Origin of the sequence: Mycobacterium kyogaense (assembly GCF_036946525.1) — a bacterium.
In the GTDB taxonomy this organism is placed as follows: Bacteria; Actinomycetota; Actinomycetes; order Mycobacteriales; family Mycobacteriaceae; genus Mycobacterium; species Mycobacterium kyogaense_A.
Genome location: NZ_JAQIIY010000041.1, coordinates 1 through 13,548 on the forward strand (window position 1 = coordinate 1; position 13,548 = coordinate 13,548).

At 69.0% G+C, this 13,548-nt stretch carries 13 protein-coding genes and 3 pseudogenes; 10 read left to right on the plus strand and 6 right to left on the minus strand.

Annotated elements, in window-relative coordinates:
* The 3 pseudogenes from PGN37_RS26175 to PGN37_RS26185 form a co-directional block, all read left to right on the plus strand.
* A pseudogene (locus PGN37_RS26175) lies at window positions 1-504 on the plus strand (DUF7168 domain-containing protein); the annotation flags it as partial.
* A gap of 53 nt (window positions 505-557) precedes the next feature.
* Window positions 558-994 (plus strand): annotated as a pseudogene (locus PGN37_RS26180) (TIGR04338 family metallohydrolase).
* 25 nt (window positions 995-1,019) lie between these two features.
* Window positions 1,020-1,679, plus strand: a pseudogene (locus PGN37_RS26185) (O-methyltransferase).
* On the opposite strand, the gene PGN37_RS26190 reads toward PGN37_RS26185, so the two are convergent.
* The 6 genes from PGN37_RS26190 to PGN37_RS26215 are packed head-to-tail and all read right to left on the minus strand — an operon-like array spanning window position 1,676 to window position 7,539.
* Entirely contained in the window at window positions 1,676-2,461 is a 786-nt protein-coding gene (locus tag PGN37_RS26190) for a TauD/TfdA dioxygenase family protein (RefSeq protein WP_335333881.1), read from the minus strand. The pseudogene PGN37_RS26185 and the gene PGN37_RS26190 sit on opposite strands and share 4 nt — an antisense overlap.
* A complete protein-coding gene (locus PGN37_RS26195; protein WP_335333882.1) occupies window positions 2,458-3,471 on the minus strand; it encodes a D-alanine--D-alanine ligase family protein in 1,014 nt (337 codons plus the stop codon). Before PGN37_RS26195 ends, PGN37_RS26190 begins: the two co-directional genes overlap by 4 nt.
* Window position 3,472: 1 nt before the next feature.
* Entirely contained in the window at window positions 3,473-4,834 is a 1,362-nt protein-coding gene (locus PGN37_RS26200) for an ATP-grasp enzyme (RefSeq protein ID WP_335333883.1), read from the minus strand.
* A 13-nt stretch (window positions 4,835-4,847) separates the two neighbouring features.
* Window positions 4,848-5,642 carry an O-methyltransferase gene (locus PGN37_RS26205; protein WP_335333884.1) on the minus strand — a complete coding sequence of 265 codons (795 nt, stop codon included), beginning with the start codon at window positions 5,640-5,642 and terminating at the stop codon, window positions 4,848-4,850.
* Window positions 5,635-6,852, minus strand: a complete 1,218-nt coding sequence (locus PGN37_RS26210; RefSeq protein ID WP_335333885.1) for a sedoheptulose 7-phosphate cyclase — start codon at window positions 6,850-6,852, stop codon at window positions 5,635-5,637. Before PGN37_RS26210 ends, PGN37_RS26205 begins: the two co-directional genes overlap by 8 nt.
* A 21-nt stretch (window positions 6,853-6,873) precedes the next feature.
* Window positions 6,874-7,539: an HAD-IA family hydrolase gene (locus PGN37_RS26215; RefSeq protein ID WP_335329800.1), complete on the minus strand. Its 666-nt coding sequence runs from the start codon at window positions 7,537-7,539 to the stop codon at window positions 6,874-6,876.
* Window positions 7,540-7,740: 201 nt separating this feature from the next.
* On the opposite strand from PGN37_RS26215, the gene PGN37_RS26220 reads away from it, so the two are divergent.
* The 7 genes from PGN37_RS26220 (at window position 7,741) to PGN37_RS26250 (ending at window position 13,532) form a co-directional block, all read left to right on the plus strand.
* On the plus strand, window positions 7,741-8,313 hold the full coding sequence (locus tag PGN37_RS26220; protein ID WP_335333886.1) for a TetR/AcrR family transcriptional regulator: 573 nt from the start codon (window positions 7,741-7,743) through the stop codon (window positions 8,311-8,313).
* Window positions 8,310-9,077 carry a DAPG hydrolase family protein gene (locus tag PGN37_RS26225; protein ID WP_335333887.1) on the plus strand — a complete coding sequence of 256 codons (768 nt, stop codon included), beginning with the start codon at window positions 8,310-8,312 and terminating at the stop codon, window positions 9,075-9,077. Before PGN37_RS26220 ends, PGN37_RS26225 begins: the two co-directional genes overlap by 4 nt.
* A gap of 23 nt (window positions 9,078-9,100) precedes the next feature.
* Window positions 9,101-9,484: an SRPBCC family protein gene (locus tag PGN37_RS26230; protein ID WP_335329797.1), complete on the plus strand. Its 384-nt coding sequence runs from the start codon at window positions 9,101-9,103 to the stop codon at window positions 9,482-9,484.
* 40 nt (window positions 9,485-9,524) lie between these two features.
* Window positions 9,525-9,809: a GlsB/YeaQ/YmgE family stress response membrane protein gene (locus PGN37_RS26235; RefSeq protein ID WP_335329796.1), complete on the plus strand. Its 285-nt coding sequence runs from the start codon at window positions 9,525-9,527 to the stop codon at window positions 9,807-9,809.
* On the plus strand, window positions 9,810-10,250 hold the full coding sequence (locus PGN37_RS26240) for an SRPBCC family protein (protein ID WP_335329795.1): 441 nt from the start codon (window positions 9,810-9,812) through the stop codon (window positions 10,248-10,250).
* A 195-nt stretch (window positions 10,251-10,445) separates the two neighbouring features.
* Entirely contained in the window at window positions 10,446-12,047 is a 1,602-nt protein-coding gene (locus PGN37_RS26245; protein WP_335333888.1) for a thiamine pyrophosphate-binding protein, read from the plus strand.
* A gap of 9 nt (window positions 12,048-12,056) precedes the next feature.
* Complete coding sequence (locus tag PGN37_RS26250) at window positions 12,057-13,532, plus strand: sodium:solute symporter (RefSeq protein WP_335333889.1); 1,476 nt, start codon at window positions 12,057-12,059, stop codon at window positions 13,530-13,532.
* The last annotated feature ends 16 nt before the right edge of the window (window positions 13,533-13,548 follow it).

Below are 13,548 nucleotides of genomic sequence, written 5' to 3' on the forward strand. Positions count from 1 at the left end.
CGTCGTGATCGCCGCGGCCAACGACGTCAAGTGCGATATCGCCTCGAACTCGACGTTCGTCTACGCCTACGGGTTCGCCGAGGACATCGACGCCACCCATGCGCTCTACACCAGCCTGGTGCTGCAGATGGTGCGCGCGTCCAAGGACTACATCGCCTCGGGTGCGCACCGCCCGACGCCGACGATCACCGCGCGCATCAACTTCCAGCTGGCGTTCGGGGCGCGGGTGGGGCAGCGGCTGGCCGAGGCGCGCGAACAAGCGCAGCAGGAGGCCACCCGAGGCCCGGAGAGCAACCCGGGGACCGCGATCGCGTTGCGCGACAAGGACCTCGAGCTCAAGGACTACTACCGGCAGTCGTCGCGGGCGCGCGGCACCTGGCGGCCACCAGCGCGACGGCGGGTTACTCGTCGGCGGCGCGCCGCGCGGGTGACCGGGCGGGGCGTCGCGCCCGGCTGGGCGGGGAGACGGAGCTGGCGGGAGCGCGCACGGCGCTGGAGAGGTGAGTCGGGACACCCAGCGCGCGAAAGTCTATGCCGCAGAACAGTTCGTGCGGACGATGTTCGATCGGGCGGCTGAGCGCAACACCCGAGTTGTCGACTTCTTCGGCACGCAGCTGACATTGCCGCCGGAGGCGCGGTTCGCGTCCGTGGAATCCGTGCAGGCCTACGTCGACGATGTGCTGTCACTGCCCGCGGTCCGCGCGGCGTGGCCGGACGCCGGGCGCTGCGGGTGCGTTCCCGCCGCGGGGCCACGGTGGCGCACTTCGAACGGATCGATGATGTCGCCACCATCGCGGTGCCCGACAACGGAAGTCGTTGGGCACTGCGGGAATTGGTGGTGCTGCACGAGATCGCTCACCATCTGTGCGACGTCGAGCCCGCGCACGGCCCGGAGTTCGTCGCGACGTTGCGCGACCTGGCCGCGGCGGTGATGGGTCCCGAGGTGGCCCACGTGCTACAGGTGGTCGGAGCCAGCGAGGGCGTCCGCGGCTGACCGGAACGGGAGTAGGTTCGCAGGCGTGACGGAACCGGATTGGGTGTCTCTCGACGAACTGTTCACCGACCTGCTGCACAGCGAGGACGACGTGCTGCGCGCGGCGCGCGAGGCCGGGGTTGCGGCGGGGATGCCTGCCATCGAGGTGTCCCCGCAGCACGCGCGCCTGCTGTCGCTGTGGGCGCAGGTCGCCCAGGCCCGGCGTGTGCTTGAGATCGGCACGCTCGCGGGCTACAGCACGATCGCGTTGGCGCGGGCCATAGGCGCCGACGGCTCGGTCGTCAGCCTGAATTCGAGGCCGCGCACGCTGAGGTGGCGCGGGCCAACCTGGAACGCGCAGGCGTGGCAGACCGCGTGGAAGTGATCGTCGGCGCGGCGCTGGACACGCTGCCGACACTGACCGACCGGGCGCCGTTCGACCTCGTCTTCATCGACGCCGACAAGGAGAACAACGTCGCCTACGTCGAGTGGGCGATGCGGCTCGGCCGGCCCGGCACCGTGATCATCGTCGACAACATCGCCCGATCCGGCCGAGTGCTCGACCCCCCGACCCGACGACGCCCAGGCCCGCGCCGTGCGGGACATGCTGACGATGATGGGCGAGCACCCGCGGTTGCAGACCGCCGCGATCCAGACGGTCGGCACCAAAGGCTGGGACGGCTTCGCCGTCGCGGTGATGACCTAGCCCCAGCGCGCCTCGTCCATGACGGTGCCACGGTGCATCACCCGATCACCGACGACCCCGTCGTGGTCGGCCTTGTGCATCACGCACCGGTTGTCCCAGATCACCACGTCGTACGGCCGCCACGCATGCCGAAACACGTTGTCCGGCTGGGTCGAATGCGTGAGCAGCTCGTCGATCAACGCGGCCCCCGCATCCGGCGCCATCCCGCTCACCGCGCGGCAGCGCTCCCGCGTCGACAGGTACAGCGCGGTCCGGCCCGTCAACGGGTGACGCAACGCCAGCGGGTGCCGCGCCTCCGTCTCGGCGTCCTCGTCGAGATCCAGACCCGTGACGACGTGGGTGACCACCCGGCTGCGGATCTGCGCCTGCAGCTGGCGCGGCAGCGTCGCGTACGCGGTGTACTGGTTGGTGAACAGCGTCTGCCCACCGCGCTCGGGGACCGTCACCGCGCGCAACGCCGTGTAGGCGGGCGGGGTGCGCAGGTAGCTGGTGTCGACGTGGAACGACGAGCGCGGCGGACGAGTGCGCCCGACGTTCGTGATGACATTGAGCGCCGGGGCCGCCGGCACCGGCGTCTCACCGGTCGTGAACGCCAGCGTGCCGAAGCTCTCGAGGAACTGGGTGAAGGCATCGTCGTCGACATGCTGATCGGGCAGCACCAACACACCGTGCACGGCCAGCAGTGCCCGCAGATGCGAGACCATCGTGGGGTTCAACCGCCCCACCGTCACCCCGCGCACCTGCGCGCCGACCGGATCGCGGGTGCTCACTTCGAGACTCATGCCGCCGCGATCCTCGCCTCGCCGCACAACGTGTCGAACAGGTCGAGCACCGAATAGCCCTGTGCAGCGGCCATCTTCGCGATCACGCTCGACGGCGCGAACGAACAGTACGGACCCGCCTCCAGAAACCACGGCTGCCCGTCGGGGTCGATGCGGAAGTCGAAGAGCCCGTAGTGCCGGCAGCCCAGCGCCGCGAAGCACGTACGCGCCGCGTCGAACACCGCCGCCTCGACCGGATCACCGGGCGCCACGATCCACGCCCGTCCCCCGTCGCCCGCCGTCAACCGCAGCTCGCCGCCGCTGGAGCGGCCCAGCTTGTCCGCAGGCAACCGGATCGGGGCGTCGAGGGCGTACTCCTCCAGCGGCAGACACACCAGCCGACCGTCGATATCGAGTACACCGCAGCGAACTTCGCGTCCGAGGGGGATGAAGGTCTCGGCCAGCACGTCGGCGCTGTGCGCGGCGGCCGCGGCGACGGCGGTGGCCAGCTCGCCGCGCTCGGTCACCAGGGACACCCCGACCGAGTTGTCGGAGCGCGCGGGCTTGACGACGAGCGGCAGCGGCAGGTCCACCTGGTCCGGCCCGGTGACGACCCGCCCCTCGGGCACCGCGACGCCGCGGGCCGCGACGAGGGCGCGGGCGATGGCCTTGTCGGCGGTGTTGGCCATCACTGCGGCGGTGTTGCCGACGAAAGGAAGGCCCAGCACGTCGAGCAGGGCGCGATAAGAGGTCATGCCGGGCAGGCAGAACATCTGCGGCAGCACCACATCGGGCCGCATCTCGGCGAGCCGTGCGATGCCGACTGTCGGTGGCAGCGGCTCCGCGGCGGCCAGGCTGCCGGCATCCAGGGCATCGGGGAACTGCCAGCTGCCGCTGGGCGCGACATATGCGAAGCGTACGTCGTGCCTCGCCGACAGTGCCTCGGCGCTGGCGCGCGCGTACAGTCGCGACAGCTCGGCGTGGAATTCGTCGACGGGCGAACCGACCAGCTGAACGATGGTGCGGCGCATGTCAATCCCCGCCGTTCTCGACGAGCTTGCCGATGTTGAAGTCGATACGGCTCCACCCGCGGCGTTGTCGCAGGTTGCTGACGAGCAGTGCCGGGATCTGCAGGTGGTACACGCACAGGTAGGGGAGCGGATCCCACGCCGCGAAGATCGCGTCGCGGCCGCGGGCGATCACTCGCAGGCGGCGCAGGCGGTCGGGGCCGCGCAGCAACCGCCACAGTTCGTGGTAGATCCAGTAGGTCGGCGTCGAGCCGGGCAGCGGCGTGATCGTCGGATGCCCGTCGGTCAGATAGGCGTGCGCCACGTCGGGATGGTCGTGGAACATCGTGATCGCGCTGTGGGTGCGTGGATTGCATTCGATGGCGTAGGGCCGGCCGTCGGGGCCCTCGATGAAATCGAACGAGATCTGGCCGCTGACACCGGTCGACGCCGCGAAGTGCTCGACCCAGGAACGGATCTGCGGCTTCTCGACGTACCGGTAGTTCAGCTGGACCGCCGACGACTCACAGCAGCCGTACACGGTGACGACGCCGTCGCGAAGCGTCGAGTGCGTGCAGTACTCCTGGCCCTCCACGTACTCCTGCAGAAGCCAGGGATCGCTGGGTGAGATGTCGAGCGAGCGGGCGAATTCGGTGTTGAGATCAGGTGTCTCGCGACGCAGTCGGGTCAGGTCGGTGCGGCCGATGGGGTTGTAGGCGAGGCGTTTGAGTACGTAGGACCTGCCCGGTACGTAGTCGAACCGCGAAACCTCGCTCGCGTCGGTGATCAGCTGGGACTCGGGTACCGACAGGCCCAGCGAGGCGCACAGCGTGCTGAAGTCCCGTTTGTCGTCCAGTGTCGCGATCAGCGCGGCCGAGCCGTGCAGCACCTGGCAGCGATCGCCGACGAGTTCCTGTACGGCCGCCTCGGGCACACTGGCCGCCGGGCTGGACACCGGCACGAAGACGTCCACACCCTCACCAATGATGATGTCCGCCAACGCCTGCGGATAGCGCGGATCGGTCGGCTCGGGGGTGCAGTGGAAGGCGTCGACCGCGCGGGAGAAGCGATGTCCGGTGAGGCGGTACTTGGCCGACTCGGCGAGCACCACCCGGTGCCCGGCCAGATGGAACGCCCGCGCCAGGTGCAGGGCCTTGGTCATCTTGCCGCCGCTGACGAGCACCGTGCGCCGGGTGTCGGCGGTGCGGGTCGTCGGGCGGGGAGCGCGGCGGGCCAGCGCGCCGGCGGTGATCGCGAGGTCGACGGGCAGGGTGGCGGCCAGTCCGGCGAGGACGGAGAGGGTGCGGGCGGCGTCGCGTGGTCGGGCGTGACGCCGCACCGCACCCGCCGGGGCGGCCCGGTCTGTGGGGTGCGCGGCAAGGGTCATTACTGCATCACCATCAGGGAAGGGGGCGGATCAGGGTGAGCCCGTCGCGCACGGGGATCAGCACCTGCTCGGTCCGCGGGTCGGCGGTCAGCGCCCGATTGAATTCGGCGATGGCCGAACCGTTCTCGGTGGTCGTGTCGGTCCACGGTTGGCCCTGCATCAACGTGTTGTCGACGGCGATCACCGCGTCGGGAGCCAGCAGCGAGGAGTCCAGCAGCAGGTCGAGATACCCCTGGTAGCCGCCCTTGTCCGCGTCGATGAACACGAAGTCGAACGATTCCTCTCCGGCGGTAGCCAGTCGGCGCACCGTGTCGAGCGCCGGGCCGAGCTCGATGCGGATTCGGTGTCCGACGTCGGACCGGTCGAACCCCGCACGCGCCACTGCGGCTGCCTCGGCGTCGATCTCGCACGCCACCACGGTGCCGACATCGGGCAGCGCCTCGGCCATCGCCAACGCGGAGTACCCGGTGAACATGCCGATCTCGAGAACCCGCACCGCCGAGGACATCCGGACCAGGAACTTCAGCAGCTGACCCTCGACGTGGCCGGAGAGCATTTCCTGCTCCAGGCCGTCGCGCCACGGCTGGGCGCGTGTGGCGCGGGCCAGCTCGGCCAGCGCCGGTGACTCCCCGCTGGTGGCTGCGGCCACGTAGGGGTCCAGTCCGGCCGCCAGGTCACGCACACTCGAAAGACGTTCCAAGACAGCATGATCCACGGTGTCGCTCAACTCCTGGCACAGCTCGGTGAGCTGTGCGGCGAGTATCGAGGTCGGTGTGACCGGCCGGGGTGCGGCGACAGTGTCAGGCATCGACGGTGGCGTAGGTGAAGGCATCGACGCCGTCCCCTCCGCGGTCGAACTCTGCGCATAGCTTCTTGTGCAGCGTGAGCGTGTCGACGAGTTCGTCGACGGTCACGTCGTTGAGGAAGCGGCAGGTGCCGATCGGGTCGGGGACCGCGGCCCGCAGGATGCCGTCGCGCGTGCGCAGGATCGCCGCAGTCGCCGTCTCGAGCAGCTCGGGCGTCAGGTACGGCGAGTCCAGCGACAGCCCGAGCGCGCTCATCGTCGTCAGTACGCGGTCGCGATCACCCGCGGTGAGCAGCCCGCGCCGCTCGGCGAGCGTCACCGACAGCGCCATGTCGATGTTGATGGCGTGACCGTGGAAGAACGGCGTCGGTGGGGTCAGCTCCAGCGTGGGACTCCACGTGTGCCCGAACGCGATGACGCGGTCGAGGTCGATCTCGTGCAGGTTGGGTGCCTCGAGCTCCAGCATCGTGGCGATCGCCTCGTAGGTCAGCCGGTGTGCGACCGCACGAAGCCGCTCGTCGCCGCCGAGGTGGCCGAAGCGTGTGGAGAGCAACTCGGGACCGAAACGTTCCAGCATGTCGAAGATCTCGGCGTTGCCGACCACCGAGATCTTGATCAGCTCGGCCATCCCGTTGCGGATCTGGTCCTCGGGCAGCGTCTTGAGGAAGGAGAAGTCCAGGAACACCTGCCGCGACGCGTGGTAGGCGCCGAGCCGGTTCTTGTGGTGCCCGTGGTTGACCGCGACCTTGATCGACACGCTGGCATCGATCAGGCCGATGAGTGTGGTCGGGATGCGCAGGTAGGGCGTGTTGCGTCGGTAGCTCGCGCACGCGAAACCTGCGACGTCGGTGGTCAATCCGCCGCCGACGACCAGCACGGGCTCGGTGCGCACCAGGCCGAATTCGTCGAACGCGGTGACGATGCGCTCGAACGTCTCCAGGGACTTCGCGGTTTCGTGGATGTGCACGCCGATGACCGTCAGCGCGATGCCGTAGTGGGCGAAGTAGGCGTCGATGCTGTCGCGGTAGAGGTCGTAGACCACCTCGTCGATCACCATCAGGGTGCGGCCGTAGGGCAGGTAGGCCTCGGCCAGCTCGCGATTGGCCACGTCGAAGACGCCGTCGACGTAGGTCAGGTCATACGCGATGCGCTCGTAGCCTTCGACGTGGAAGTTGCGCTCCGAGGCCGTGACTCGGGCGGTGAGGTCGCTCATGGAAAGTGTCCGTTCGGGTGCTCAGGCGGCGGCCAGGGAGACGACGCGGTCGGCGTCGAGCTGGTCGGCGGTGTCGGTGGCGTCGGCGAACTCGGCGCCCGAGGTGTTGGCGTTGGGGAAGGCGATGCAGCGCAGCCCGGCGGCGCGGGCGGCCCGTACGCCGCCGACGTTGTCCTCGATGGCGACGGCGTCGGCGGAGTCGAGACCGAGCCAGTCCAGCGCCAGAACGTAGGCCGCGGGTGCGGGCTTCTTCTCCTCGACGTGGTCGTCGTAGACGATGACGTCGAACGTGGACGCGTCGACCTGGGGATCGAGGGCGGCCAGCAGCGCGTCGACATTGGCTTTGGAAGTCGTGGTGACGAACCCGAGCTTGTGTCCAGCGGCCTTCGCGTGCTCGATGGTCTCGCGGACCCCGGGTCGCAGGATCAGCGTGACCTCACCCAGAAGTTGCTGGAACAGTTGCGATTTGGTGGCGTGCACGGCGGCGGCGTCGACGTCCTCGCCGCGTTCGGCCGCGAAGTCGGCGATGCGCTGAGCGCCGCCGTTGCCGCCGAGCATGCTGCGGTAGTCGTCCTGCGACCAGTTCCAGTCGAGGCCGTGCTGGGCGAACGCGTCGTTGAAGGCCTGGCGCTGCAGCTCGGAGGTGTCGGCGAGTGTGCTGATCGATCCGAAAAGAATGGCGGGCATGGGAATTCCCTTCTCAGAATGAGATTTTCGAGCGTGACTCCTCGGGCGCCGGGTGCTGGACGCGGATCGGAGGAAAAGCTGTCGATTGACCGTTTCTGGATCTACAGTTCATTAGTACACAGGCCAGTCACTAATGAAAACCCCGTTCATCGATTCAGATTCTGACGCGTTGGTGACACACCCAGAAGGGAAGGTGCCACCGTGCCCAGCAGTGAGGACATACCGGTAGAGGACGCGCGGGTGGCCCGGACACGGGCCGATGTCTCGCGCGCGGCGCTGCAGGTGCTGAGGTCCGACGGCTTCGACGAGCTCACCCACGCCCGCGTGGCCGAACGGGCCGGCTACTCGAAGACCACGTTGTACGCGCACTGGCCGTCGCGGCTCGACCTGCTGCGGTTGGCCCTCGACGCGCTCGGCTGCCTGCCGCACCCGCGGCCCACCGGCGACCTGCGCGCCGACCTGGTCGCCGAGCTGACAGCGTTCCGCGGCTCCCTGGCCGATCTGCGGCTGGACCGGGTGTTGTGCGGACTGGCCGACGGAGGAGCGGGTGCCGGCGCTGGACCTTTGCGTGACCGCATCACCGCCGAGGCTCAGCGGGGGCTGCGGGCGCTTCTGGCGCAGCGTTTCGCCGGGGCGCGGCTGGACGCGGCGCTGTCGATGCTCACCGGGGTCGTGGCCTGCCCATCGCTGATGGGCGGCATGGCCCCCGATGACGCCGCGCTGGCCGGCGCGGTGGACATGCTGCTCGGAACGGGTGAAGACTCCGTGCGGTGACGGGCTATCTGGGATATCGGGCGGGCGACGCCGACACCGCGTGGGGCGAGTTCTTCGATTCCCGGATGAGTCCTCTGCCCGGCCATGTCGTCGACGCGCTGCACCACGGTCCCCAGGCGGCCCCGCTGCTGCTCGACTTCGACGGTGTAGCAGAGCTTTTCGACGAGGGGTATCACGCGACGGAGACCGGGTACGGATGGTCGCGCGCGGGCGAAGCGCGCGTGGCGGTCCGCACCGACATGCCCGGGGTGGCCCCGGCGATGTGGGACTGGTGGTTCGGCTGGCACGGCAGCGATGGACGTCGCTACAAGCTGTGGCACCCGCGTGCGCATGTGTCCGCGCGCTGGGCCGACGGTGGCGGTGACGGCAGCTACATCGGGCGGACGTCGCTCGTCGAGGAGTACCTCGGGTCGGCGTTCACCCGGGCGGCGATCCGCTTCGTCGCCCCCGAGGACCTGGGTGTGCCCGTCGATGTGTCGACGGTGATGGTGTGCGCGCGGCTCGGCTCGGCCGATCTTCCGGTCGACATCGGCTGGCTGGTCCATCAGGTGCGGCCGACGGGCAACGGTGCCGAGATGCGGTCACGGTTCTGGCTGGGCGGCCCACATGTGCAGTCCCGGCGCCCGATTCCATTGGCCGGGAGGATCATTCGCCCGATAGCTGGACTGCAACTACCCGATCCGCGCGATCTGCTGGTGCACTGTGCGCAGGAGATGAACCACCTCGCCGGCTTCCTGCCCGCCCTGTACCGCCGATTCAGCTGAGCCGGCGCGGGTACTCCGTGCCGGTGTGGACAGTGAGCAGACGGATTCCCGCGCCAGCCGACTCGGTGTGGCAGCTTCTGGTCGACCTCGACGCCTGGCCGGTGTGGGGACCGACCGTCGCTGGCGCCGAATTGGACCGCGGCGGCTTCGAACTCGGCGCGACCGGCCGGGTGTGGACACCCGTGGGCGTCCCGCTGCCCTTCACCATCACCGAACTCGACCCGGGTCGGACGTGGGCGTGGCGGGTGGCCGGGGTGCCGGCGACCCGCCACGGCGTCGAACCCGCGGCGGGTGGGTGCCGAGCCTGGATGAGTGCACCCGTATGGGCGCCCGCCTACCTCCCGGTGCTCGCTGTGGGTCTGCGTCGGATCGGAGACATGGCGGTTGATTTCGGCGCGGACGGGTAATCATCCCGCCGTCGGGTCACAGCTGCGCGAGGAGAACATCATGATCGGAACAATCATCGGCGCGATCATCGTCGGGTTGATCGTCGGGGTGCTGGCGCGGCTGGTCATGCCGGGCAAGCAGAACATCGGCGTCATCATGACCATCGTGCTGGGTGCACTCGGCTCGTTCCTGGGCTCCTGGGTGACCTACAACGTGGCGGGCTACTCGAACTCCAACGGCGGCTTCGCGATCATCCCGTTCCTGGTCGGCATCATCGTCGCCGTCGTGCTGATCGCGGCCTACCTCGGCATCACCGGCAAGCGCAGCACCGGACCCCGCGTCTAGATGGCAGTCACCGAAACGCGCGAGACCGTCATCGAAGCGTCTCCCGCAGAGATCCTGGATGTGCTCTACGACCTCGAGTCGCTGACCGAATGGTCCTCGACGCACCAGAAAGTCGAGATCCTCGAACGCGACGAGGAGGGCCGGCCGAAACGGTCCCGGCAGGTGGTCAAGATCGTCGGGGTCAGCGACGAGCAGGTGCTCGACTACTCGGTGCATGACGACGGGGTCAGCTGGACGCTGGTCAGTTCCCAGCAGCAGCGTGCACAGGAGGGCCGCTACACGCTGACCCCCGATGGTGACCGCACCCGGGTGATGTTCGAGCTCACCGTCGACCCCACCGTGCCTCTGCCGGGATTCCTGATCAAACGAGGCGCCAAGGGTCTGATGGAGACCGCCACCGACGGACTGCGTAAGAGGGTGCTCGCCGTCAAAGGCGGGTGAAGATTTTTCGGAGCGCCACGACGCACACATCCTGCGCCATCGATCGCGATGGCGTCGGGAGTGCGCCACAATCTCCGCCCCGGCCGGCAGATCGTGATCATGCGCGTGATAGCCGCGACCGAACTGCTTGCGGGAGGGTGGGTGCGGCTTTAGCGTGAGCCGCACCACATGACCCTCACCCCCACAAGGACCCGCATGGACCGCAACGGTGGCGATGTCGTCGTCGAGACGTTGACGGCACTCGGTGTGTCCCACGTCTTCGGGATTCCCGGACAGAACGCGCTCGGGTTGTTCGACGCCATCCGCCGGAGCGGACTGACCTTCGTCAGCTCCCGGGTCGAGAACAACTCGGCGTTCGGCGCCGACGGCTACGCCCGCGCCACCGGGGACGTCGGAGTCCTGTTCCTGTCGACCGGACCTGGGGCCCTGACCGCGCTCGGTGCGCTGCAGGAGGCGTACGCGACCGGGGTGCCCGTGCTGGTGATCGCGAGCCAGGTGCCTCGGGCGGCCATGGGTCTGCGCCGTGGTGCCCTCCACCAACTCGACGATCAGGCGCGCAGCGCGCGCAACGTCACGAAAAGCACTGCAGTGGCCATGAACTCGGCACAGCTGCCGAGTCTGCTGGCGGACGCCTGGTCGCTGGCGCAGTCGGCGCCCGCCGGACCGACGTGGGTCGAGATCCCGCAGGACGTGCTGCTCGACACGGCTGCCGTGCCGCCGGTGAACTCGGTGGTCACCTCCGTCACCACCCGGGCTCCCCGGGAGGACGTGGTCGCAGAGGGTGCGGCGCTGCTGGACGCTGCGCGGCGACCCGTGATCCTCGCCGGGGGAGGGGTCCGCCGCTCGCCGGGCGGCCCGCAGGCTCTGGTCGCTCTCGCCGAACTGCTGGATGCCCCCGTGGTGTCGACCGTCGGCGGCAAGGGTGCGATCGGTTTCGACCACCCCCTGTCCGCCGGCTCGTGGATCGAGGACCGCCACACCACCGACCTGCTGGCCGGTGCCGACGTGCTGCTGGCGGTCGGCACCGCGATGGGCGAGGTGACCAGCAACTACTGGAGCCTGCAGCCGTCGGGCACGATCGTCCACGTCGATGCCGAGGCGCGCGTGCTGGGGGCCAATCACCCGGCGCTGGCCGTGCACGCCGACGCCGCACGAGCCCTGACTGAGATCGCGGAGCGGGTGACACCACGTCGGGCGACGGCGGGCGCCGGCATCGCCGCGGCTCTGCGGGCGGCTGTCGAGGACCGTCTCGCCGGCCAGGATGTGGGTGACGAACTGGCGTTGATGCGTGCCCTCAGATCCGCCACTCCCGCTGCCGCGCAGACATTTTGGGATATGACGATCGCCGCGTACTGGGCGTGGTCGGCGTGGGATCCGCGCGACGGGCAATTCCACTCCGCCCAGGGCGCCGGGGGGTTGGGCTTCGCCTTCCCCGCCGCGCTGGCGGCCGCGATCGGCACCGGGCAGCGGACGCTGGCCGTGTCCGGCGACGGCGGGGCGATGTACTCGATCGCCGAACTGGCCACCGCGCGTCAGCACGATGCGGACGTCACCTGGTTGATCGTCGACGACGGCGGCTACGGAATCCTGCGCGAATACATGACCGAGGAGTTCGGCCAGGCCACTGCCACCGAACTGGCTCGCCCCGACTTCGCCGCGCTCGCAACCAGTTTCGGTGTTCCCGCGCACACGGCCACCCTGGCCGACGTCGGCGACGTCGTGGCCCGCACCTTCGACACCCGCGGCCCCGTCGTCGTCATCCTTCCCGCAACGCTGCGGATGTTCGCAGCCACCTAGGAGGTCACCATGGGCAAGCCGCTCGACATCGCGATCATCGTCGTCTACCTCCTCGCCATGCTGGCATTCGGCTTCTGGGGCAAGACCAGGACCAAGGATTCGGCCGACTTCCTCGTCGCCGGACGGCGTCTGGGCCCCACCCTCTACACGGGCACGATGGCCGCGGTGGTGCTCGGCGGCGCGTCCACCGTCGGTGGCGTCGGCCTCGGCTACAAGTGGGGCCTGTCAGGCATGTGGCTGGTCGTTGCGATCGCCGTCGGACTCCTGGCGCTGAGTCTGCTCTTCGCCGGTCGCATCCAACGGCTCAAGGTGTACACCGTCGCGCAGATGCTGCGGCTGCGCTACGACGTCGATGCGACATCGGCATCCGGCATCGTGATGGCCGCCTACACATTGATGCTGTCGGTGACGTCGACGATCGCCTACGCGACGGTGTTCAACGTGTTGTTCGGAACCGATCGCACGATCTCGGTCCTGATCGGCGGCCTCACCGTGATGCTCTACTCGTCGATCGGCGGCATGTGGTCGATCACGCTGACAGACATGGTGCAGTTCGTCCTCAAGACCATCGGCATCTTCGCCCTGCTGTTGCCGTTCACGCTCAGCAAGGCAGGTGGCTTCGCCGGTATCCGGGAGCGCGCAGGTGACGCGGCATTCGATCTCGGTCACATCGGATTGCCCACCATCATCACGTTTTTCGTGGTCTACAGCTTCGGCATGCTCATCGGCCAGGACATCTGGCAGCGGGTCTTCACCGCCCGCTCGCCGCAGGTCGCGAAGTGGGGCGGCACCACGGCGGCGCTCTACTGCGTGCTGTACGGGATCGCGGGTGCGCTGATCGGTACGGCGGCCTCGACCTTCCTGCCTGACGTGGAAACCTCCGACGACGTGTACGCCCAGATCGCGGAATCCATTCTGCCCGTGGGGATCAGCGGGCTGGTGCTGGCCGCGGCGGTGGCGGCGATGATGTCGACCGCCTCGGGTGCGTTGATCGCCACCGCCACCGTGGCCCGCACCGATGTCACCCCGCTTCTGGCACGGATGGTCGGCCGCCCCGTGACGACCGCCCCCGACGCCGAGCGGGATGTGCACTCCGACCGGCGCTACGTGGTGGCCCTGGGCATCGTGGTGATCGTGATCGCGGCGCTGCTCGACGACGTGGTGGCCGCCCTGACCATCGCCTACGACATCCTGGTCGGCGGTCTGCTGGTCGCCATCCTCGGCGGCTTCCTGTGGCGGCGGGCGACCGGCACCGGCGCGCTGTGGTCCATGGCTGTCGGAACGGTTGTCACGCTGGGCACGATGGCGGTGGTCGGTGACGTGTTGGCCAACGAGCCGATCTACTACGGCCTTGCCGCGAGCCTCGTCGTGTACGTCGTCGCCAGCCTCGCCACCCCGAAGACCTCGCCGGAGGTGCTGGCCGAGTGGGATGCCCGGTTGGCGGGCGACGAGCGGACGGACGCCGCGAAAACGGGTTCGCACTAATTTCGCGAAAGCGCAT

Excerpts from the sequence above, each read along its gene's own strand:
- PGN37_RS26240 (WP_335329795.1), top strand. The coding sequence starts at position 9,810 with ATGGCAGTCACCGAAACGCGCGAGACCGTCATCGAAGCGTCTCCCGCA.
- PGN37_RS26245 (WP_335333888.1), top strand. The coding sequence starts at position 10,446 with ATGGACCGCAACGGTGGCGATGTCGTCGTCGAGACGTTGACGGCACTC.
- PGN37_RS26210 (WP_335333885.1), bottom strand. The coding sequence starts at position 6,852 with ATGAGCGACCTCACCGCCCGAGTCACGGCCTCGGAGCGCAACTTCCAC.
- PGN37_RS26215 (WP_335329800.1), bottom strand. The coding sequence starts at position 7,539 with ATGCCCGCCATTCTTTTCGGATCGATCAGCACACTCGCCGACACCTCC.
- PGN37_RS26250 (WP_335333889.1), top strand. The coding sequence starts at position 12,057 with ATGGGCAAGCCGCTCGACATCGCGATCATCGTCGTCTACCTCCTCGCC.
- PGN37_RS26190 (WP_335333881.1), bottom strand. The coding sequence starts at position 2,461 with ATGAGTCTCGAAGTGAGCACCCGCGATCCGGTCGGCGCGCAGGTGCGC.
- PGN37_RS26195 (WP_335333882.1), bottom strand. The coding sequence starts at position 3,471 with ATGCGCCGCACCATCGTTCAGCTGGTCGGTTCGCCCGTCGACGAATTC.
- PGN37_RS26205 (WP_335333884.1), bottom strand. The coding sequence starts at position 5,642 with ATGCCTGACACTGTCGCCGCACCCCGGCCGGTCACACCGACCTCGATA.
- PGN37_RS26235 (WP_335329796.1), top strand. The coding sequence starts at position 9,525 with ATGATCGGAACAATCATCGGCGCGATCATCGTCGGGTTGATCGTCGGG.
- PGN37_RS26200 (WP_335333883.1), bottom strand. The coding sequence starts at position 4,834 with ATGACCCTTGCCGCGCACCCCACAGACCGGGCCGCCCCGGCGGGTGCG.